We start from the raw sequence: 21,102 nt of genomic DNA on the forward strand, positions 1-21,102 counted from the left end.
ACATCGCGCCTCCTAGCTTGATCTAGGAACAGTCAGCTCGACCCAGCGAGACATGAGGAGGCCGCATGCAGCAGGTACTCCTGCCCCCCGAGTTGCCCCTGGACCTAGTGGCCTTCGATGGGTTGCTCAGCACGTGGCGCCTGTTAGCGGCGCACACGGCATGCCTGCAATCTTCGCCTGGTTGAAGCAATACAGAGTTGCTCTTCAAGACTCGCTATTTCAGGGGGCTTTGAGATGAGTCTGCTTTGGGCTGGAACCGACGATGGATCGATATAACGGATTGAAGAGTGGCGGCGAGTTCGGGGGTGTGCACCATTTCGAGCAATGCACGCGATGACGGTGCCTCGAACGCATTTTTCCCAGCAACGAATCCGACATTTGAGTGCGACATTGGTCCATTGATTGCGATTGCGTGGAGATTTGGAATGTGCGCGAGTTGGCCGGCGAGAGATTGCGGAAGAACTGCCGAATATTTTCCTGTCGCCACGTGTGCCGATAGCACGTCAATTGAATCAGTGCGAATAGTCTGCGCGGTACATTGCATCAGCCTATCTTGAATGGGTTCAGGTACTGCCGAGTTCAGCACGCAGAGTTGTCTATTGAGAACATGGTCCCACGTTGTGCTTCGGGGTTGCTGTGTTCTCGCGGCGTGAAAAAGGAAAATGCGTTCACGGTACAGAAGGTGAGTATCGAAGTCTTCCCCTGGGATATCCTCCAAATGCATGAGTGCGATATCCAAATTGTTTTCTCGAATCGCCTGTAGCAGGGAAGAAGCGCCGGAAACCAGAACTGATTGTTGAAGTAAGGGTGTTTTTTCAGCAAGGGCGATGCTTAATGTGGGCGCTACACCGGCAGTTCCTGGGAGTATCCCTAGCCGGAATTGCCCCTCTATACCTCGCCGTAGTGCGGAGAGTTCTCGCTCCAGCCCTTTGCAGTCGTCATACATCTGCTGAGCCCAAGACAGTACGCGCATCCCTTCAGAAGTGAGGCCGTCATAGCGTCGGCCATGACGCACGATCTCGACACCCATGTCTTCCTCCAATTGCTTAATGCCCGCGGAGAGTGTCGGCTGAGAAACATTGCAGCTTTTGGCCGCGTTGCCAAAATGGCCTTCACGGTGCAAAGCAAGCAAGTATTCAAAGTTTCTTACGATCATATATTTTCTTCTGATAAAGTTGATTGGATTTTATACTTTCACGAAAAACCCTGCGCACGCTTCGATCCGCGTCCAACCTTGGGCACGTAGCTGGCACGCATGAAAGGCTGCCGCGCGCAGTGTCCATACAGTAGGTTCGACTCGTCATCGACGGTCAGCACCACAACGCACGGGACAGCCAATAGCGCGAACACAGGTGCTTTGCGCTGTGGGCGAGTCGTCCTCATGTAGCTTAGCAGTTGGCGCGTTCTGGAAGGGAGTAAGCGTGAGTGGTGAGGCACGCAACCGCAAAAGGCGGTGCTAAGCTCTTGAGCTGTTCGGGTCGTGGCCGTTGAAGCGGCGAGAGAATGGAGCCTGCCATGGCCGTTGTGGCGCAGCTAGTACACCATGCCCCCAGCGTTTCCTTAGCTGCGATTGACGGGCATGCCTGGCGGTAGCTCAATAACAGCCATTTATGGATGAAGGAACGAGGGGAATAAGGCAGATGAAGATATTCACGATTGGATTCACTAAGACCTCCGCGCGGTCCTTCTTCACCAAGTTAAGTGCTTCTGGTGCCAAGCGCCTTGTCGATGTTCGCCTGAATAATGTTTCGCAATTGGCCGGATTCGCTAAACGCGAGGATCTTCGATATTTTTCCGAGGCGTTGTGTGGGATGGAATATGAACATCTACCAGCACTTGCTCCAACCAAAGACATGTTCGAGGAATATAAAATAAAAGGGGGAGATTGGGATATCTACGCCAGTAAATTTCTGGATTTAATGTCGTCCCGAAAGATTGAGTCAATCGATAAAGAAAAGATTGATAACAGTTGCCTGCTTTGCAGCGAAGACAAGCCCCATCACTGCCATCGGAGGCTAGTGGCCGAGTACCTTGCAGGCAAATGGCCGAATGTTGAGATCGTGCATCTTTAGAGGGGCGACGTAGCTCCCAATGTCATCAACTTAAGCCCCCAGCCCTGGCCGGGGCAAGAAATCCCGGGGCTTGGACGCGCGGTTGCAGCAGTGCCTTCACTGGTTTTGCTCCCCAGTTCAGCGCATGTGCGACCCAGACGCCAGCTTAATGGATGCCGGTTCGCCTCGGCGGGCGGGATTTCTCGTTTTCCGGGCGAGCGCGTGCCGGCCGCTGTCTGGCCAGCTTTTTTGCGGTGCAGTTCGGGTGCTGCTTGTTCTTAGCGCGTCGGTTTGTAGCCCTCGCAGCCGCGACTGGCCAGGCGCATACGCTGGCGCGGGAAGCTGCGGCCCGGGCGCACAGCGCTGAGGCTGTTGGCCATCAACTCCATCACGTTGGCCAGCCCCTGCACACCGGGGCGTACCAGCAGGTCGACCAGGGTGTTCTTGAGGCGTGACACCCCTTGGGTGAAGTTGACCTTCCAGCGCAGCTTGCGGCCTTTGTGGCGCTGCTCGATGACCGGTTGCAGCAGATGTTGCATCAGCAGCGCTAGGTTTTTCAGCAGTTGCCCGGCATGAAAGTCCTGCTTCACGGCCGTCACGCTACGGCCGCTAAAGTTGTCGAGGCAGAGGGTCTGCTTGAGGCGGCGGTAGTCCGTTTCGATGCCCCAGCGGCGGTGGTAAAGATCCGCGAACACCTCGGCCGGGAAGGCCTGTCGATCCAGCAGGGAGGTCAGCAGCACTTCGCTTTCACCGCTGGCTAGCTCGACCCGGATCAGGCGCAATTCGACCCGGCCCGCGGGATCGACGCCGGCCTCGGTACAGAACAGGCGCGCCTCGGGATGACTGGCAGAGAAGAACTGCGTGTCTTCTGTCTGCCCCGAGCGGAGAAACTGTTTGACCTGCGCGTTGTAGCCACACGGCAGGCGCATCAGGAAATGTCGCCGGTGCTGCTCGAACAGCGCAAACAGCCAGTGTCCGGGGTAGCCGCGATCAAACAACGTCAGGCTGTCAGCGGGCAGATGCTCGAGGTGCAGATGGGCGCAATCGCGCTCGCCGACTGCGGATGGCACGATCAGGCTGTGTAGCGTCTGGCCGTCGGCGACGTCGTAGAGCATGGACAGACGGGCAACGGGAAACTCGCTATGGCAGCCGAAAAAGCGCGTCATGACCGACTCCAGCGGTAAATGGACGGTCGAGCCGTCCACGGCGAGTACCCGTAACCCGCGCCACGTCTGGCGCAGCCCGAGGCTGTCGAGCTGTTGCTGAAGGGTTTGGTTGAGGCTCTCGAAGACCTCGGGCTTGAGCTTGCCGCGCGCCTTGCTGAAGGCCTGCGCGGTGACCACCTGGGTCTCGGCCGAGGCCTGGTTGAGCACGCGATAGAACTGATCGAGCTCGGTTTGCAGGGCGGTGCGTGGCTGATTGAGCAAAAACAGGACGAGGTTCTTGAAGGTCAGTTGGCGTCGGCGGGTAAAGTCGTGAGGGCGCTGGCGGTGGGTATCGATGAAGTCGGGACAATCGAGCTGACTGGTTATTTTTTGTACAATTTTCAAGCCAGGGTTTGCTGGGCGGTGTCAAACGGTGTGGAATGAGGGGCCAAAAGGGTTTCTCCTATGCGCTGAATTTAGCGCTAATTATATGATATTTATAGGAAAAATTCCTTAAGTTGATGACATTGACGTAGCTCCACGTTTCCAACGCCTCGTCTGGAGGGCTGAGAGAGACAAAGGCGCGTATCGGCGGGAGCCGGCGCCACACATTGGGCGTACAGAGCAACCTCGCCCGCCACGGCTCGATGTCAGCGCTCAACGAGGCGAGTGGCTCCAGGTGCATTGGCAGACGGGCCGCTGGCTGACGTCGTGGCGATCGGCGGATATGCACTGGGAAGCCCGCCCATGTGCTGGGCTATCATGTTGGCGACGCCTACGCCCAGGTGGGGCGCGGCAGGATCGCCGTCATTTACACCCCAGTTTGGTACTGCTATAGGTCTTCTGGAATAGCCGATACATCAGGACAAATTGAAGTAGCTCAATTAGGAGATATCTAATGTCAACCGGTATGTTTATTCTGCACTCCAACTATACGCCGGCGGGGGACCAGCCAGAGGCGATAGCGCGCCTGCTGTCGGACATAGAAGAAGGTGCGACGCACCAGACGCTGAAAGGTATCACCGGCTCAGGTAAGACCTTCACCATGGCCAATGTGATTCATCGTCTGAAGCGGCCTACGTTGATCTTGGCTCCTAACAAGACGTTGACCGCGCAGCTTTATGGTGAAATGAAGCACTTCTTTCCTGAGAACGCGGTCGAGTACTTCGTTTCCTACTACGATTATTTTCAGCCCGAAATCTATATGCCGGGCACCGATCGTTTCATTCCAAAGGACTCGGCCATCAATGACCACCTTGAGCGCCTGCGCCTGTCCACGACCAAATCCTTGATTGAGCGTCGTGACGTGATCGTCGTCGCTTCGGTGTCTTCAATCTACGGCCTGGGTGATCCAGATGCATACCGAGCGCTACAGATCGCTCTGTCCCCTGGGGTCAAACTAAACCAGAGAGAGCTAATTCGTCGCTTGGCTTTGCTGCAATATGATCGCACGGAGCGCACTCTCAAGCGTGCAACGTTCCGCGTCCAAGGTGATGTGATTGACATTTTCCCCGCTGATTCCGAGTACAGGGCGGTTCGGGTGGAACTGTTGGATGACACTGTTGCGTCTGTCCAATGGATGGACCCTGTTACCGGCAAGACGTTGGGAGAGATAGACCATTATTTGGTTTCGCCAAAAACGCTTTTCGCGCCGCCCACGAACAAAATAGATTCTGCATCCAAAAAGATACTCGCTGATATGGAAGAGCGGGTTGCCGAGCTGAACAGGAATAATCGCTTGGTCGAGGCAATCAGGCTGTACGAGCGGATCACGCATGACGTGGAAATGATGCGCGAGGTCGGCTATTGCTCGGGGATGGAGAATTATTCCTGCTACTTCAGCGACCGAGACGCAGCTTCTCCTCCGATCACGTTGCTGGATTATTTGCCGAAAGACGGGCTGCTGTTCGTCGATGAATCTCATGTCATGGTGCCACAGATATCCGCAATGTACCGGGGGGATCAGGCGCGCAAGGACACGCTGATCGATTACGGGTTCCGTTTGCCTTCATCGAAGAACAACCGGCCATTGAACTTTGACGAGTTCGAGAAGGTCAAGCCTCAGACCATCTTTGTTTCCGCTACTCCGGGCGACTACGAGCTGAGGGTGTCGAAAGGCAGGGTTGTCGAACAGGTTATCAGGCCAACGGGACTGCTTGACCCCAAGGTTGAAGTGCGGAAAGCGGATGGATACATAGATGACCTGCTTGCCGAAATATCGAAGTGCGTGAAGAGAAAGAATCGAGTGCTTGTGACTACGCTGACGAAGGTCAGTGCAGAAGAGCTAACGGATTTCTTGACGGACAACGGGATTCGAGCGCGCTACATGCATTCGGACATAAAAGCGGAGGATCGTGTTGAGATCATCAATGGCCTGCGCGCAGGAGAGTTCGATGTTTTGATTGGGATTAGTCTTTTGCGCGAAGGGCTGGATATTCCAGAGGCATCATTGGTTGCCATTCTCGATGCAGACCGTGCAGGGTTCTTGCGTTCGGCCCATGCGCTCATTCAGATGATCGGTCGAGTCGCTCGGAATGAAAACGGCAAGGCGATCTTGTACGCCGACGCGGTGACGCCGGCGATGAAGCAGGCGATCGATGAGACCAATAGGCGCAGGCAGCTTCAAATTGCCTTTAACGAGGAAAATGGGATTTCTCCAGCCTCGTCTGTGCGAAAACTAGCAGGGGAAGAGACGAATACGGAGGAGCCCACCGTTCATTCCGAGGCTTTCTGCGAGAACTTGTCCGACCTTTGCGATCAGATCACTGCCAAGGAACAGCAGCTACTCGAATTTACCGATACCGGTGACGAGCAGCGCGTCGAAGACATTCGTCGTCAGTTGGATGGGTTGTACCGGCAATTCATTTACATCTAATCGTTCGCCGGCATTGGGTTGCATGGCCGACCGATCTGCATCTGGGGCAAGCGGGCAGACGGTCGGTTCATCATTCAACCGGAGGGGTGAGCCGCCGAGGCTCAGTGCCCCGCTTTCCAAGATGTGTGCCCTACAGCGTCTTGCGACGTGTCAGCGCAAAGCTGGCAACGATCCAACGGCGACCAGCATTTCATCAAATACCGCTCGAACCCTTCCCGGAATGGGGCCACGCTGAGGCCGATAGACGTACAACCCCCATGCCGGAGGTTCTTCGTTCTCCAGCACTCGCACGAGCTTCCCGCTGGCAATGTAGGGGGCGGCCATGTAGTCCGCCAGTTGCGCGAACGCGATCCCGGCCAGCGCCGCTCCCATTTCCATGTCGGCATTGTCGGCGACGAGAGTGGGTGCGGTAGGTGTCCACTGGCGTCCCGCCTTGAAGTGCCAAGGCCAGGGACGGCCGGTATTGATATCCAAGGCCACGGTAACTGGCAGGCTGCTTAGCGCATCGATGTTTGCAGGTACGCCCACTTTCTTGATCAGGCGCGGAGCGGCAACGATGGGGAGTCTCATGTCGGCGGCCTTGCGTGCGACGAAGCGGCTATCGCGCATGAATCCGACCCTGATCCCGACGTCAATCCCTTCGTCAACCGTATTGCTGATGCGATCGGACAGGCGCACATCCAGCGTGATGCCGGGATGACGCGCGGCCACGCGCTCCAGTGCCGGTAGCACCGCTCTGGTGCCCAAGCTGTGCGGTGCGGTGATGCGAACCGTACCGGACAGAGAGGCCTGCTGGTCGGAGCTAGGCGTTCGCCACAGATCCTCGAACCGCTCCAATGCGGGGCGCACTTGGTCTAGCAGCCCTTCGCCGAAGGCGGTGATGCGCACCTGGCGCGTGCTTCGATGAAACAACACCTCGCCGTAGTGTTGCTCCAGTTGCTGGATGGCACGGGTTACACCTTGCGGAGAAGTCCCCAGCCGGACGGCCGCATCGCGAAAACTGCTGCTTTCGGCCGCCACCCGAAAGATGCGCAGTAGTTCCATTTCTTTGTTCATGACGCACGCCTCATGGCCGGTTTCGCTGCTCGTTAATTGTTCCAGATTGTGGAATTATAAAATCGCAACAATTCCATATACAAGGAGAGCGCGGTTGCCCAGACTGACAACACCCCGGAATGCTCCGCTCCGAACAACCCAACAAGGAACGCGAATGAACGCTGCGACTCTCATCACTGCCTACTACGACGCCTTCAACCGCGGCGACCGCGAGGCCATGCTGTCAATGTTGACCGATGACGTCGCGCACGACTTGAACCAGGGCGCTCGTGAGGTCGGTCGCGAAGCCTTCCGCGCCTTCCTGCAGCGCATGGACCGCTGCTATGGCGAGCAACTGCGCGGGATCGTGGTGATGGTCAGCGCCGACGGCCTGCGTGCAGGCGCGGAGTACGTGGTGCATGGCGAATACAAGGTGACGGACGACGGGCTGCCGGAAGCCCAGGGCCAGCGCTACGTGCTGCCGGGCGGCGCGTTCTTCGAGATCCGCGATGGCAAGATCGCTCGTGTCACCAACTACTACAACCTCGGCGACTGGATCGCACAGGTTGGAGGGGACGCCTGAAATGACCAGCGACGTGCAGGTGCTGGTTCGTCGTGGCCCGGACATTGCCGAATGGTTCGATGCCGTGGCAGGCCTGCGGGCGAGCGTCTTCCGCAGCTTTCCTTACCTGTACGAGGGCGACACCGAATACGAGAAGCACTACCTCGCCATGTACGCCCGTTCGGCAGACAGCCTGCTGGTACTCGCGCTCGCTGATGATGTGGTCGTGGGTGCGTCCACGGGGTTGCCGCTCGGCGATGCGGAGCCGGCCTTCCATGTGCCGTTCGCCGATCGAGGAATCCCGGTGGAGGCAGTGTTTTACTGTGGCGAATCAGTCCTGCTCCCGGCCTTCCGGGGCCTTGGCCTGGGCCATCGCTTCTTTGACGAGCGCGAAGCGCATGCCCGTTCGTTGGGCGGCATGCAGTGGGCATCGTTCGCGTCGGTGGATCGTGCAGACGACGATCTCCGGCGTCCTTCCAACTACCGCAGTAATGACCCCTTCTGGACCCGTCGCGGCTACGTGCGGCAGTCGGACATGAAGGTTACGCTGCCCTGGAAGCAGGTGGGTGAGCCGAGCGAAACCGAGCAGACGCTCACGATGTGGCTGCACTCCCTGGAGAACGCGAAATGAAAGTAGCAGTTGCGAAATACTCAGTGGGTCAGCCCGCGGGCTTCGAGGCATTTGCTGCGCGGCAGCGGCTGGTTCTGGAGGAGGCGCGCCGTGGCGGGGCGGAACTGGCCGTGTTGCCCGAGTATCTATCCCTCGAACTGGCTGCAACGTTCGAGCCTGGCATCCGCCATGATTTCAACGCCTCTCTGGCCGCGCTGCAGGCCTTGCAGCCTGCGTGGCTGGCACTGTATGCCGACCTGTCGCGCGAGTTGTGCATGACCATTCAGGCCGGTACGTTTTTGACCCAGGTTGGATTGGACCGCTACCGCAACCGGGCTTGGTGGTTTGCGCCTGACGGCACACGCGACTACCAAGACAAATTGCAGTTGACGGGGTTCGAGAAAGACGCCGGCGTCATCGAGGGTGGCGACGAACTGAAGGTGTTCGATTTGAAAGGCGTGCGTGCCGGCATCGCTGTTTGCTATGACAGTGAGTTTCCATTGCCCGTGCGAGCCCAGCGAGAGGCGGGAGTGCGCCTGCTGCTGGTCCCGAGCTGTACCGACACCCAAGCAGGTGCAACCCGGGTCCGTGTGGGCTGCATGGCGCGGGCACTGGAGAACCGAATGTTCATCGCGCAGGCCGTGACGACCGGAGCTGCTGACTGGAGCCCGGCGCTGGACACGAATACTGGCGAGGCCACGATCTATGCACCCATGGATCGCGGATTCCCGGAGGATGGCATTCTCGCGACGACTTGCGGCACGCAGACATGGGCGATTGCTGATCTGGACGTTGAAGCCCTCGAACGAAACCAGGAACAGGCCCAGGTTGCGGTCGATCGTGACTGGGACGGCCAGATGTTGCCTGCACTGAGGAAGGCTCGGTACTCGGGTCGTCAGGTCGCCTAGCCGGTCTCATCTTGATAGCTTCAGCTCGATGAGTTGGCTTAGATAGGCCATATCTATCTGCGCATAGATTTTTCCAGTTTGACCGGTTTTGAACTTGCCCCGATGCTGTCGATACATGCAAGAAATATTCATTGATTTGAATGTTTTGCGCTTCTTGGGAACAAATCTGTACTAGCCTGTAATAGTGCTCGAAGAGCACAGAATTTGTGGCGAAGTTCGGCCGCATATACTATGGTGGAGTATTGTATAATGCGGCGGTGTACCCAAGTAGAGAGGTGTTCGATGCCACACAGCCCGGAAGAAAAGAAGCAAGCCCTGACGCGCATCCGGCGCATCAAAGGTCAGGTAGCGACTCTTGAGCAAGCGCTCGATGCAGGTGCGGAATGCCCTGCAATTCTTCAGCAGCTTGCGGCCGTTCGTGGGGCAGTCAACGGATTGATGGCAACCGTTCTGGAGAGCTATCTGCGGGAAGAGTTTCCCAGTAGCGAAATCAGGAGCGATTCGCAGAACAAGTCCATTGACGAGACCATCTCTATCGTCCGCTCCTATCTGCGGTAGAGGCACCAGGGTGCCCTCGGTGAGGGCAAATTTAGTTAGCTAGTAAAGGAAGCGACATCATGAAATCACGTGCAGCAGTTGCCTTCGGGCCAGGAAAGCCGCTGGAAATCGTCGAGATCGACGTCGAGCCGCCGCGCAAGGGCGAGGTGCTCATCAAGATCACGAACACCGGCGTTTGCCATACCGACGCCTTCACCCTGTCGGGCGACGACCCCGAAGGTCTCTTCCCGGTCGTGCTGGGTCATGAAGGTGCGGGTATCGTCGTGGAGGTGGGTGAAGGTGTGACCAGCGTGAAGCCTGGCGATCACGTCATTCCCCTCTATACCGCCGAGTGCGGCGAGTGCCTGTTCTGCAAGTCCGGCAAGACCAACCTGTGTGTCGCGGTGCGCGCCACCCAGGGCAAGGGCGTGATGCCCGATGGCACCACCCGCTTCAGCTACAACGGCCAGCCGATCTACCACTACATGGGCTGCTCGACCTTCAGCGAATACACGGTGGTGGCCGAAGTCTCGCTGGCCAAGATCAACCCGGACGCCAATCCCGAGCATGTCTGCCTGCTGGGTTGCGGTGTGACCACCGGCATCGGCGCTGTTCACAACACGGCCAAGGTTCAGCCGGGTGACTCTGTGGCCATCTTCGGCCTCGGCGGCATCGGGCTCGCTGCGATTCAGGGGGCACGCCAGGCCAAGGCAGGTCGCATCATCGCCATCGACACCAATCCAGCGAAGTTCGAGCTGGCTCGTACCTTCGGCGCGACCGAATGCCTCAACCCGAAGGACTTCGACAAGCCGATTCACGAGGTTCTCATCGAGATGACCGGTTGGGGTGTCGATCACACCTTCGAGTGCATCGGCAACGTCAACGTGATGCGCTCGGCACTAGAAGCAGCACATCGTGGCTGGGGCCAGTCGATCGTCATCGGCGTGGCTGGTGCAGGCAAGGAAATTTCGACGCGCCCGTTCCAGTTGATCACCGGTCGCACCTGGAAGGGCTCGGCTTTCGGCGGGGTCAAGGGCCGCACTCAACTTCCCGGCATGGTGGAGGACGCAATGAAAGGCGAGATCGATCTCGCCCCGTTCGTCACCCACACCATGGGCCTCGACGACATCAACAAGGCCTTCGACCTGATGCATGAAGGCAAGTCGATTCGCACGGTGATCCACTACTGACCGCCCACTACCCATTCAACACCAACCACCAAGGAAATTAATCATGTCCACTCCTGTCATTTCTGGCGATGGCATCTTTTCGCACATTTTTATCGGCGCTGCCGACCTTCAGAAGTCGGTCGCGTTCTACGACGCCGCTCTGGGTGCTCTTGGCATCAAGAACCTCGGTCCTTTCAACAACGGATGGGTACTTTTCGGTCGCGAAAAGCCGGCTTTCATCATCGCCCGTCCGGGCAATGGTGAAGCGCCCTCCAGCAACGGCGTGACGATCGGCTTTGCGGCCGCCACTCCCGCCGAAGTGGATGCCTTCCATGCTGCCGGCCTTGCCGCAGGCGGCACCGACGAGGGCCAGCCTGGCGCACGTGGTCACCTGCCGGGTGCCTATGCGGCCTACCTGCGTGATCCGGCGGGCAACAAGGTCTGCTCGTACACCTTCGTCTGAAAGCAAGGAAGCTGAGGGCGTTCTGAAAGGGCCAGCACAAGCCTCTATACGGCGAGCCTATTAGACGGACCGTGTAGAGCGGTGCCTGCTCATGAAGATCGGCCCGCAGCCATGTGCGAAACGCATGGCTGCGGGCATTTGCTTTGAAGCGTGTTTTTCAACCAATGAGAAATGAGGTCGTTATGCAAGAGCCGGCCAACATCAATGCGACGACCGTACAACCCGCCCCGACCGCCACCGTGTACGGCATGCCGGCCTATGCCGATCGTGCTGCGGCCGTGGGTGAAGTGCATGCGCGCCCGCATCTGTTGATTCAGGCCCCCCGCGGCATATTGCAGCTCGCTTTCATGACCGAAGGCGATCAGGCCAGGGATCAGATGGCGATGAGTGAGTTGTCTCATCGCTTCGGCGTTGCCGAGCCCGACCACGCTACGCCGCTTCACGGCATGACATGGGATGAGGGAGACCTGCACTGTGAAAAGCACACCGAGTTCTCAACGTATCTCTGGTGCGCTTCGCTGGATTCCGAGACGGGAGAGCCGTGCGGCGAAAATCCGTTCAAGCATGGATTTGTTCCTCCCGGCCCGGTCGTATCCGGCATCCGTTTGAGACTTCTTCCATGGACGCCGGAAACGGAGAAGGAGGCCGATCGCTTCGATCCTGCCAGCCTGTGCTACTCGCTGGTGGAGAACGGCTCTGCCGCCATCCTCACCGACTTCCGACAGGATGAGGATGGCCTGACGCAGATCCTCGTCCTTGCCCGCGATTTGACCCCGGCGCGGGCGGGTGCGCTGGCTCAACGTCTGCTGGAGATCGAGACCTACCGTACCTTGGCGTTGCTGTCCTTGCCGTTGACGCGGTCGATGACGTCGGAGCTGCGGCGCATGGAGTCGCGCCTTGCGGCGATCACCGACGAGATGTGTACGAGCTTGGTGGAACGGCGCGACAGCGACGTGCTGCTGTCCGAATTGACCGGCCTGGCTGCCGAACTGGAAGCTGGCGTTGCGGCGAATCTCTATCGCTTCGGCGCCAGTCGTGCCTACTACGAGATCGTCGAGGAAAGGCTGGCAGCGCTTTCGGAAGAGGCCGTATCCGGGTACTGCACCTGGGCGGATTTCCTGCAGCGTCGCATCGCTCCCGCCATGCGGACATGCCAATCCGTAAAGGAGCGCCAGACCAAGCTCTCCGACAAGCTGACCCGGGCCATCGCGTTGCTGCGTTCCTGGATCGACGTCGAGCTTGAACGCCAGAACCGCGATCTGCTTGCGTCGATGAACAACCGGGCCAAGATGCAATTGCGCCTTCAGCAAACCGTCGAAGGCCTGTCGGTCGCGGCAATTTCTTATTACGTCGTGAGTCTTCTCGGCTATTTGCTCAAGGGCATTCCGATGGTTCACGACAGCGTGGCGCCGGTGATGGCGGTTCTGGTGCCTGCGGTGATGCTGACGATCTGGTGGATCGTGCGCAGGATCAGACACGCCCACGGCGACACGGCAGCGGAAGAGAAATCTTCCTGACGAGCTGCCGTCCTGGCGCGCGAGAGCTGCGCCGTTCCTTTGAACATAGGAGAACTACATGGAACGCATCGAACATCACGCCAGCTTTGATGGTTGGCAGGACGTTTATCAGCATGAATCCACGACGCTCGGTTGCACGATGAAGGTCGGCGTCTATCTGCCTCCGCAGGCACAGCACGGCAAGGTGCCGGTGCTGTACTGGCTTTCAGGCCTCACCTGCACCGAGCAGAACTTCATCACCAAGGCCGCCGTCCAGCGCTACGCGGCCGAACATGGCATTGCCGTCGTCGCGCCCGATAGCAGTGCTCGCGGCGAAGGCGTTGCCGACGATCCTGCCTATGACCTCGGACAGGGGGCGGGTTTCTACGTCAACGCCACACAGGAACCCTGGGCTGCGAATCATCGGATGTACGACTACGTCGTGCAGGAATTGCCGGCGCTGATCGAGGCCCACTTTCCCGTGACAGCGGAGCGGAGCATCAGCGGCCATTCCATGGGAGGACACGGCGCTCTGGTCATCGCCCTGCGCAACCCGGGCCGTTATCGAAGCGTCTCGGCCTTCTCGCCCATCGTCGCCCCCACCCAGGTTCCCTGGGGGCACAAGGCCTTCGAGGCGTACCTGGGCAGCGATCGGGAAGTGTGGAAGCAGTACGACACCGTGGAGCTGATTCGCACCGTGCAGGAGCGTTTGCCGTTGCTGGTTGATCAGGGCTTGGGCGACGAGTTCCTGGAGAGCCAGCTTCAGCCCGACCTGCTGCGCAAAGCCTGCGACGAGACGGGGCACCCGCTCACGTTGAATCTGCGCCCAGGCTACGACCACAGCTACTACTTCATTGCCAGCTTCATTGGCGAGCATATGGCACACCACGCATCGGCGCTGAAACGCTGAGAGAGGAGATCAGGTCATGACAAAGACCTCCAAAAACCGACATCACGTCGTCATTATCGGAGCGGGCTTCGGCGGGATCGAGGTTGCCAACCAGCTTGCTGGTGTCGAGGTCGATGTGACGATCATCGATCGGCGCAATCATCACCTGTTCCAACCCTTGCTTTACCAGGTCGCAGGTGCGTCACTTTCGACATCCGAGATCGCCTGGCCTATTCGCTATCTCTTCCGAAATCGCCCGGAAGTGAACACCTTGATGGCGGAAGTGGAAGGTATCGACCAGGACGCGCGTCAGGTCATTCTCAACAATGGAATGCGGCAAACCTACGACACGCTCGTGCTCGCGACAGGTGCTACCCATGCCTACTTCGGACACGACGAATGGGGGGCTTTCGCGCCGGGGTTGAAGACGCTGGAAGATGCCACGACCATTCGGGGCCGAATCCTCGCGGCTTTCGAGGAAGCTGAGCGCACGAGCGATCCTCAGCAGCGTGCCGCGCTGCAGACGTTCGTCATCATCGGTGGTGGTCCCACCGGGGTTGAATTGGCCGGAACCATCGCCGAGCTGGCACGAGACACGCTGGCGCGTGACTTCCGCTCGATCGACCCGAGCACATCGCGGGTTGTACTGATCGAGGCTGGCCCGCGTCTGTTGTCGGTCTTTCCAGAGGATCTTTCGGCCTATACGCGCCAGGCACTCGAAAAACTCGGGGTCGAGGTCGTGCTGGGTACTCCGGTCACCGAATGCTCGGCCGACGGCGTGGTGTATGGCGGCAAGCCCCTTTCGGCCAAGACCATCGTCTGGGCCGCCGGAGTCCAGGCGTCTCCCGCGGCTCGCTGGTTGGGCGCTGCGTCTGATCGTGCTGGTCGAGTGGTCGTTGGCCCTGACCTGACGGTGGCCGGTCGCCCGGAGGTCTTCGCCATCGGCGATACAGCCTCGTGCACCATGGCCGATGGGAAGCCCGTGCCGGGCATCGCCCCGGCCGCCAAACAGCAAGGGAAGTACGTCGCTAACCTGATTGGACGGCGTTTGAAGGGCAAGCCCGCTGACGGGCCTTTCAAATACCGGCATCAGGGGAACCTGGCCACCATCGGCCGCAGCCTGGCGGTGATTGACATGGGGCGGGTGAAGCTGCGTGGTGCCTTTGCGTGGTGGATCTGGAAGCTGGCGCACATCTACTTTCTGATCGGCACGCGAAATCGTCTCAGTGTCGCTTTGAGCTGGGTATGGAACCACAGCATCGGCTACCGCGGCTCTCGCATCATCATGCATGCGATTGCCGACAAAGAGCCCACGGCGTTGGATAAATCCGGCTCTCTGGATTGAGGTGCCCACCTTATCGGAACGTCAACTATCAGAAATGCCAGGGAGAGGAACTTGACCGATCTATTCACGACAAAGCCCAAGCCTCCCTTGGCCGAACTCCTGCGGCCCAAGACGCTGGACGAATTCGTCGGGCAACGGCACTTGCTCGGCCCCGGCAAGCCGCTGCGTCTCGCGTTCGAGGCGGGCAAGTTGCACTCGTTCATCCTCTGGGGGCCGCCAGGCGTGGGCAAGACCACCCTAGGGCGCCTGGCCGCCAGTGCGACCGACAGCCGATTCATCGCCATCTCGGCCGTGCTGGCCGGGGTGAAGGACATCCGGCAAGCCATCGACGAGGCCCAGGCCGAACTGGACAACCATGGTCGATCGACGGTGCTTTTCGTCGATGAGATCCATCGCTTCAACAAGGCGCAGCAGGATGCCCTGCTGCCCCATGTCGAGTCGGGGCTCCTGACCCTGGTGGGGGGGACGACCGAGCATCCGGGGTTGGCGGTCAATTCCGCACTGCTCTCGCGCGCGCAGGTCTATACCCTCGAACCGCTGTCCAGCGACGAACTGAACCAACTCTACGAACGCGCACTGCCGCATCTCCAGGGCGTCACGTTGGACGCGGACGCGCTGGATCTGCTCAAGGGCTTTGCCGATGGCGATGGCAGGCGCTTCCTCAATCTGCTTGAGCAGGTGACGAATGCGGCGTCGGGCGCTGGCAAGACCGTGGTCGATGGCCAGTCCGCCAAGCTGTCCACCAGTCCATCGCTGCGCAGGTTCGACAAGGGCGGTGACGAGTTCTACTGGCAGCTCTCAGCCTTCCACAAGTCGCTACGGGGCTCCGACCCTGATGCGGCCCTGTATTGGCTGGCCCGCATCCTTGACGGTAGCGGCGACGTCAGCCAGGTGACCCGCCGCATGGTGGTAGTGGCCAGCGAAGACATCGGCAATGCCGACCCGCAGGCGCTGCAACTGGCGCTCAATGCCGCGCTGGCTTATGAGAGGCTGGGTTCCCCCGAAGGCGAAATACCGATTGCCCACGCGGCGACCTACCTTGCTGCCGCCCCCAAGTCGAACGCTGCCTATGCCGCCTGGAACAAGGCGAAGACCTTCGTCAAGAACAGCGGCTCCCTGCCTGTGCCTCTCCATCTTCGCAATGCGCCGACGAAGCTGATGCAGCAGATGGGGTATCACGAAGGCTACCGCTACGCTCCTGACGAGCCCAACGGCTACGCCGCTGGGCAAAGCTACTTTCCCGAGGGCGTGGCGCGGCCGGGCTGGTATCAGCCAACGGACAGAGGTGTTGAGCGCAGGCTGGGAGAATGGCTTACTTGGCTGCGCTCGCTGGATGATGGGACGCTGCCAGAGGCGGACGCCTGACCGGTCGCCTCCGAAACCTGCCCATCGTGATCTCACAAACTACAGGATAAGCACATGCCAGCCTCTTCTTTTGGTGAGTCCTCGGCGCATATCAGACGGAGACGCGTTGCCCACTATCTACGCACGGAGTCTGGCGCTGCGGTGCTGCTGGTGATCGTCACGGTTGTGGCGCTCGTGTGGGCGAACTCGCCGCTATCTAACGCCTATTTCGAGTTGTGGCACCTAGACGTCGGGTTCAACTTCGGGCCACTGCGCCTACACATGGATCTGCATCACTGGGTCAACGACGGCCTGATGGTCGTCTTCTTCTTCCTGATCGGACTGGAGGTGCGTCAGGAGTTCGCCCACGGATCGCTCCGTGACCGCAGCCGTGCCCGCCTCGCCCTGATCGCGGGGGTCACGGGAGTCGTGCTTCCCGCGCTGGTGTATGTCCTGATCGTGAAACTAGCCGGAAGTGAGGGCCTGCACGGGTGGGGTGCGGTGGTCGGCACCGATACGGCGTTCATGCTGGGCACCTTGGCGATCGTCGGCCCGCGGCTATCGGGTCAGTTGCGCGTGTTCCTGCTCACCCTGACCGTGGTCGATGACTTCCTCGCAGTGTCCATCATCGGCATCGTCTATAGCGAGGAGATCCGGATCGTCCCGTTGCTTATCGCCCTCGCCAGCCTCGTTGGATTGTGGTTGTTGGGGCGCACCCGCCAGTGGCGGGCGACGCCGTATGTGTTGATCGTGATCGTGCTGTGGTTCGCAACCGTGTATTCCGGCATCCATGCCTCCCTCGCCGGGATGGCCGCGGGGCTGCTGATCCCCGCCTATGCGACGCAACGTCACGGGGTCGTTGCGGCAAGACAGTTGTTCCGTGACTTCTGGCAGTCGCCGAGTGCCGCATCGGCCCGCGCGGTGGACTGCGGGCTGTCCCGGGGTATCTCGGTGAACGAGCGATTGCACGAGTTCCTGCGGCTGCCGACGGCGCTGCTGATCGTGCCGATCTTCGCCTTGGCGAACGCCGGGGTGGACGTGCGTGGCGGGCTGCTCGCCGAGGCCTTTGGCTCGCCAGTCACGTGGGGCGTCATCGCAGGGCTCGTGCTCGGCAAGCTCTTGGGCATCGGGCTCACCACGCTCGTCGCCGTCCGTCTCGGCCTGGGCCGGCTGCCCGAGGGCGTCGGGGTGGGGAGCGTGTTCGGTGGGGCGGCGCTGTCCGGGATCGGCTTCACCGTGTCGCTGCTGATCATCGGGCTCGCGTTCGGCACGACCTCCGACCTGGGCCGCCAGGCGACGGTCGGCGTGCTCGTGTCGATGGTGTTCGCCACGTTGCTCGGGTGGCTGATCTTCAAGGTCGCCGCCCAGCGGTGGGGTGAGAAGACCGCTGACCTGCCGATGGTGCTTGAGCCGCCGGTCGATCCGGAGATCGATCACATCCGCGGGCCGGAGGACGCCCAGCTCACACTCGTCGAGTACGTGGACTTCGAGTGCGCGTACTGTGCGCACGCCACCGGTTCGTGGGACGATCTGCGCGCCCACTTCGGTGACGACCTGCGGTATGTGGTGCGCCATCTGCCGCACCACCCGCACGGGCCGATTGCCGCGCGGGCGTCCGAGGCAGCGGCGAACCAGGGGATGTTCTGGCCGTGGCTGGACTTCGTGTTCACCCGTCAGCATGCGCTGGAGCGCGAGCATCTGATCGGCTACGCCGCCGAGCTTGGGCTCGACGTCGAACGGTTCATCGCGGATCTCGACAGCCCTGCGGTGATCGAGCGTGTCGAGCGCGACCTCGCCAGTGCGGTCGCCAGCGGTGCGCACGCCACGCCGACGTTCTTCGTCGAGGGTCGTCGTCTGCGCGGCAGCTACGACGCCCGCACTGTCACCGCAGTGCTCGAAGCCAGCCGCCGCGGCACCCGAACTCAGGAAGTCCCGTCCTGAGCGGGACGAACTACAGGATAAAAACTTGCCAAACAATTCTTTCGGTGAATCCTCTTGTACCGCTGCGGCCAGCGGCATGGTGGAAGTGCGCGGTGCGCGCGAGAACAACCTCAAGGAGGTGGACGTCTCCATCCCGCGTAACGCGCTGGTGGTGTTCTCGGGTGTCTCCGGCTCCGGCAAGTCCTCGCTGGCCTTCGGCACCATCTATGCCGAGGCCCAGCGACGCTACTTCGAGTCGGTGGCCCCCTATGCGCGGCGACTGATCGAGCAGGCCGGCGTGCCGGACGTCGATGCGATCGACGGCCTGCCGCCGGCGGTGGCGCTGCAGCAGCAGCGGGGCTCCAGCAACGCGCGTTCCTCCGTGGGCAGTGTGACCACCTTGTCCAGCCTGGTGCGGATGATGTATTCGCGCGCCGGCGCCTATCCGGCCAACCAGCCGATGCTGTACGCCGAGGATTTTTCGCCCAACACGCCGCAGGGAGCGTGCCCGACCTGCTACGGCCTGGGCCATGTGTACGAGGTGACCGAGGCCATCATGGTGCCCGATCCCTCCCTGAGCATCCGCGAGCGGGCGATCGCCTCCTGGCCCCCCGCCTGGCAAGGCCAGAACCTGCGCGACATCCTGGTCAGCATGGGCTACGACGTTGACCGACCGTGGAAGGACCTGCCGAAGAAGGATCGCGACTGGATTCTGTTCACCGAGGAAACACCGACGGTGCCGGTGTACGCCGGCTTCACGCCCGCCGAAACCCGCGCCGCGCTCAAGCGCAAGATGGAGCCGAGCTACATGGGCACCTTCACCGGCGCCAGGCGCTACGTGCTGCACACCTTTGCCAACACCCAGAGCGCGTTGATGAGAAAGCGCGTGTCCCGGTTCATGGAGGGCAAACCGTGCCCCACCTGCCACGGCAAGCGGCTCAAGCCCGAGGCGCTGTCGGTCACCTTCGCCGGCGTGGACATCGGCGCGTTCATGCAGATGCCGCTGGACCAGTTGGCGGCCTTGCTCGAACCCATCGCCCAGGGCGATTTCCGCGCCCATGCAGCGGGGGCGGCTACGGACAAGGAAGCGACCCGACGCGACCGTGCCGAACGCGCGGCCTCCGGCCGCGCCGTCCATGCGGTATCGCCCGACGTGCGCCGCACCTCGGCGCTATCGGAAGAAAAGCGCCTCGCCGCGCAGCGCCTGGCCGGTGGCGTGATGGCACGCCTGCGCCAACTGCGTGGGCTGGGCCTGGGCTACCTGACGCTGGACCGGGCCACGCCGACGCTTTCGGCCGGCGAGTTGCAGCGCCTGCGGCTGGCCACGCAATTGAGTTCCCTGCTGTTCGGTGTCGTGTACGTGCTCGACGAGCCCTCCGCGGGCCTGCACCCCTCCGATAGCCAGGCCCTGTACGACGCGCTCGACCGGCTGCGCGACGCCGGCAACTCGGTGTTCGTGGTGGAGCACGACTTGGACCTGATGCGCCGCGCGCAATGGCTGGTGGATGTCGGGCCGGATGCTGGGGAGCGTGGCGGCCGCGTGCTCTACAGCGGCGAGCCGGATGGCCTGCGCAAGATTGCCGAATCGCGTACTGCACGCTACCTGTTCGATGAGATCCCCGCGCCGGGAAGCCGGGCACGCGAAGCGACCGGCTGGCTGGAGCTGCAGGACATTCACCGCCACAACCTGCATGGCGTGAATGCGCGCATTCCGCTGGGCGTGCTGACGGCCGTCACCGGCATCTCCGGCTCGGGCAAGTCCAGCCTCGTCGCGCAGGCCCTGCCGGAGCTGGTGCTGCTGCACCTGGGCCACGAGCCGGAAGACGATGTAGCCGAAAGCGCCACCAGCGAAGGGCCGGCAGTGATCGAAGCGACCGGCGGCCATCTGGCGGGCGACGTGGACGCCGTACAGCGTCTGGTGCAGGTGGACCAGAAACCGATCGGGCGCACGCCGCGGTCGAACCTGGCCACCTACACGGGCCTGTTCGACCATGTGCGCAAGCTGTTCGCTGCCACGCCCGATGCTCGACGCCGCCGCTATGATGCCGGACGGTTCTCGTTCAACGTCGCCAAGGGGCGCTGCGAGACTTGCGAGGGCGAGGGTTTCGTTAGCGTGGAACTGCTGTTCATGCCCAGCGTGTACGCGCCGTGCCCGACCTGCCATGGCGCGCGCTACAACGAGGCCACGCTGAAGGTGCAGTGGAACGGGCGCAACATCGCCGAGGTGCTGCAGATGACCGTGGACGAGGCCAGCGAATTCTTCGCGGGTGAAGACGCGGTGGCAAGGCCCCTGCAACTGCTGCGCGACATCGGACTGGGCTATCTGCGCCTGGGACAACCAGCCACTGAGCTTTCCGGTGGCGAGGCGCAGCGCATCAAGCTGGCGACCGAGCTTCAGCGCAGCCAGCGCGGCCGAAGCCTGTACGTGCTCGACGAGCCGACTACCGGGCTGCATGCGTCGGACGCCGACCGGCTGCTGGTGCAGTTGCAGCGCCTGGTCGATGCCGGCAATACCGTAGTGATGATCGAACACGATATGCGCGCGGTGGCCCAGGCCGATTGGGTGATCGACGTGGGGCCTGGTGCAGGCGCTGCCGGCGGCAGCATCGTGGTGGCGGGCTCCCCTCAGCAGGTGGCCCGAACGTCTGGCAGCAGAACCGCTCCGTTCCTTGCACAGGAGTTGGCGCGGGCCGAGTAGCTCAGTTCGCCAAATGTTGCCAATTTTCGCGGGGCATTGATCGTCGCCACACGAC

Annotated in this window: 17 protein-coding genes; 14 read left to right on the forward strand and 3 right to left on the reverse strand. The window is 60.9% G+C overall.

Features of this window, described 5'->3' with window-relative positions; translation table 11 throughout:
* Positions 1–214: 214 nt before the first annotated feature.
* The gene (locus V8689_RS09320) at positions 215–1,156 is read right to left on the reverse strand and encodes a LysR family transcriptional regulator (RefSeq protein WP_028698648.1); all 942 of its coding nucleotides are present in this window, start codon (positions 1,154–1,156) and stop codon (positions 215–217) included.
* A 484-nt stretch (positions 1,157–1,640) separates the two neighbouring features.
* On the opposite strand from V8689_RS09320, the gene V8689_RS09325 reads away from it, so the two are divergent.
* Positions 1,641–2,072 carry a DUF488 domain-containing protein gene (locus tag V8689_RS09325; RefSeq protein WP_023835768.1) on the forward strand — a complete coding sequence of 144 codons (432 nt, stop codon included), beginning with the start codon at positions 1,641–1,643 and terminating at the stop codon, positions 2,070–2,072.
* A 257-nt stretch (positions 2,073–2,329) separates the two neighbouring features.
* Here the strand turns inward: V8689_RS09325 and V8689_RS09330 are convergent, their stop codons facing one another.
* Positions 2,330–3,601 (reverse strand): IS4-like element ISPa45 family transposase, encoded by a 1,272-nt coding sequence (locus tag V8689_RS09330; protein WP_020924943.1) that lies wholly within the window; start codon positions 3,599–3,601, stop codon positions 2,330–2,332.
* A gap of 493 nt (positions 3,602–4,094) precedes the next feature.
* On the opposite strand from V8689_RS09330, the gene uvrB reads away from it, so the two are divergent.
* Positions 4,095–6,071: an excinuclease ABC subunit UvrB gene (gene uvrB, locus V8689_RS09335; protein ID WP_020924944.1), complete on the forward strand. Its 1,977-nt coding sequence runs from the start codon at positions 4,095–4,097 to the stop codon at positions 6,069–6,071.
* Positions 6,072–6,221: 150 nt separating this feature from the next.
* Here uvrB and V8689_RS09340 read toward each other — a convergent pair whose 3' ends face one another.
* Positions 6,222–7,127, reverse strand: coding sequence for a LysR family transcriptional regulator (locus V8689_RS09340; RefSeq protein ID WP_020924945.1), 906 nt, complete (start codon positions 7,125–7,127; stop codon positions 6,222–6,224).
* Positions 7,128–7,281: 154 nt separating this feature from the next.
* Here V8689_RS09340 and V8689_RS09345 point away from each other — a divergent pair, with 154 nt between their 5' ends.
* The 12 genes from V8689_RS09345 (at position 7,282) to V8689_RS09400 (ending at position 21,047) form a co-directional block, all read left to right on the forward strand.
* On the forward strand, positions 7,282–7,689 hold the full coding sequence (locus V8689_RS09345) for a ketosteroid isomerase-related protein (protein ID WP_017514126.1): 408 nt from the start codon (positions 7,282–7,284) through the stop codon (positions 7,687–7,689).
* Between the two features lies 1 nt (position 7,690).
* On the forward strand, positions 7,691–8,299 hold the full coding sequence (locus tag V8689_RS09350) for a GNAT family N-acetyltransferase (protein ID WP_007182546.1): 609 nt from the start codon (positions 7,691–7,693) through the stop codon (positions 8,297–8,299).
* On the forward strand, positions 8,296–9,186 hold the full coding sequence (locus V8689_RS09355) for a carbon-nitrogen hydrolase family protein (RefSeq protein ID WP_007182547.1): 891 nt from the start codon (positions 8,296–8,298) through the stop codon (positions 9,184–9,186). The genes V8689_RS09350 and V8689_RS09355 overlap by 4 nt, the downstream gene beginning before the upstream one ends.
* A 282-nt stretch (positions 9,187–9,468) precedes the next feature.
* Entirely contained in the window at positions 9,469–9,744 is a 276-nt protein-coding gene (gene frmR, locus V8689_RS09360; RefSeq protein ID WP_007182548.1) for a formaldehyde-responsive transcriptional repressor FrmR, read from the forward strand.
* Positions 9,745–9,803: 59 nt separating this feature from the next.
* Positions 9,804–10,913, forward strand: coding sequence for an S-(hydroxymethyl)glutathione dehydrogenase/class III alcohol dehydrogenase (locus V8689_RS09365; RefSeq protein WP_007182549.1), 1,110 nt, complete (start codon positions 9,804–9,806; stop codon positions 10,911–10,913).
* A gap of 43 nt (positions 10,914–10,956) precedes the next feature.
* A complete protein-coding gene (locus V8689_RS09370) occupies positions 10,957–11,355 on the forward strand; it encodes a VOC family protein (protein WP_017514589.1) in 399 nt (132 codons plus the stop codon).
* 182 nt (positions 11,356–11,537) lie between these two features.
* Positions 11,538–12,872: a DUF3422 family protein gene (locus V8689_RS09375; RefSeq protein ID WP_023106334.1), complete on the forward strand. Its 1,335-nt coding sequence runs from the start codon at positions 11,538–11,540 to the stop codon at positions 12,870–12,872.
* A gap of 58 nt (positions 12,873–12,930) precedes the next feature.
* Positions 12,931–13,761, forward strand: a complete 831-nt coding sequence (gene fghA / locus V8689_RS09380) for an S-formylglutathione hydrolase (RefSeq protein ID WP_011871465.1) — start codon at positions 12,931–12,933, stop codon at positions 13,759–13,761.
* Between the two features lie 16 nt (positions 13,762–13,777).
* Positions 13,778–15,085, forward strand: a complete 1,308-nt coding sequence (locus tag V8689_RS09385; protein ID WP_011871464.1) for an NAD(P)/FAD-dependent oxidoreductase — start codon at positions 13,778–13,780, stop codon at positions 15,083–15,085.
* Positions 15,086–15,136: 51 nt separating this feature from the next.
* Positions 15,137–16,450: a replication-associated recombination protein A gene (locus tag V8689_RS09390; RefSeq protein WP_023106336.1), complete on the forward strand. Its 1,314-nt coding sequence runs from the start codon at positions 15,137–15,139 to the stop codon at positions 16,448–16,450.
* A gap of 141 nt (positions 16,451–16,591) precedes the next feature.
* Positions 16,592–18,370 carry a Na+/H+ antiporter NhaA gene (gene nhaA / locus V8689_RS09395; protein WP_009876622.1) on the forward strand — a complete coding sequence of 593 codons (1,779 nt, stop codon included), beginning with the start codon at positions 16,592–16,594 and terminating at the stop codon, positions 18,368–18,370.
* A gap of 25 nt (positions 18,371–18,395) precedes the next feature.
* Positions 18,396–21,047, forward strand: coding sequence for an excinuclease ABC subunit UvrA (locus V8689_RS09400; RefSeq protein ID WP_020924950.1), 2,652 nt, complete (start codon positions 18,396–18,398; stop codon positions 21,045–21,047).
* Positions 21,048–21,102 lie beyond the last annotated feature (55 nt).

The organism is Pseudomonas sp. AK181 (genome assembly GCF_051122975.1).
Taxonomy (GTDB): domain Bacteria; phylum Pseudomonadota; class Gammaproteobacteria; order Pseudomonadales; family Pseudomonadaceae; genus Aquipseudomonas; species Aquipseudomonas lactis.

Coding starts and splice junctions, on each gene's coding strand:
- V8689_RS09325 (WP_023835768.1), top strand. CDS start 1,641: ATGAAGATATTCACGATTGGATTCACTAAGACCTCCGCGCGGTCCTTC.
- frmR (WP_007182548.1), top strand. CDS start 9,469: ATGCCACACAGCCCGGAAGAAAAGAAGCAAGCCCTGACGCGCATCCGG.
- V8689_RS09370 (WP_017514589.1), top strand. CDS start 10,957: ATGTCCACTCCTGTCATTTCTGGCGATGGCATCTTTTCGCACATTTTT.
- V8689_RS09350 (WP_007182546.1), top strand. CDS start 7,691: ATGACCAGCGACGTGCAGGTGCTGGTTCGTCGTGGCCCGGACATTGCC.
- V8689_RS09375 (WP_023106334.1), top strand. CDS start 11,538: ATGCAAGAGCCGGCCAACATCAATGCGACGACCGTACAACCCGCCCCG.
- V8689_RS09340 (WP_020924945.1), bottom strand. CDS start 7,127: ATGAACAAAGAAATGGAACTACTGCGCATCTTTCGGGTGGCGGCCGAA.
- V8689_RS09355 (WP_007182547.1), top strand. CDS start 8,296: ATGAAAGTAGCAGTTGCGAAATACTCAGTGGGTCAGCCCGCGGGCTTC.
- uvrB (WP_020924944.1), top strand. CDS start 4,095: ATGTCAACCGGTATGTTTATTCTGCACTCCAACTATACGCCGGCGGGG.
- V8689_RS09385 (WP_011871464.1), top strand. CDS start 13,778: ATGACAAAGACCTCCAAAAACCGACATCACGTCGTCATTATCGGAGCG.
- V8689_RS09365 (WP_007182549.1), top strand. CDS start 9,804: ATGAAATCACGTGCAGCAGTTGCCTTCGGGCCAGGAAAGCCGCTGGAA.
- fghA (WP_011871465.1), top strand. CDS start 12,931: ATGGAACGCATCGAACATCACGCCAGCTTTGATGGTTGGCAGGACGTT.
- V8689_RS09320 (WP_028698648.1), bottom strand. CDS start 1,156: ATGATCGTAAGAAACTTTGAATACTTGCTTGCTTTGCACCGTGAAGGC.
- V8689_RS09345 (WP_017514126.1), top strand. CDS start 7,282: ATGAACGCTGCGACTCTCATCACTGCCTACTACGACGCCTTCAACCGC.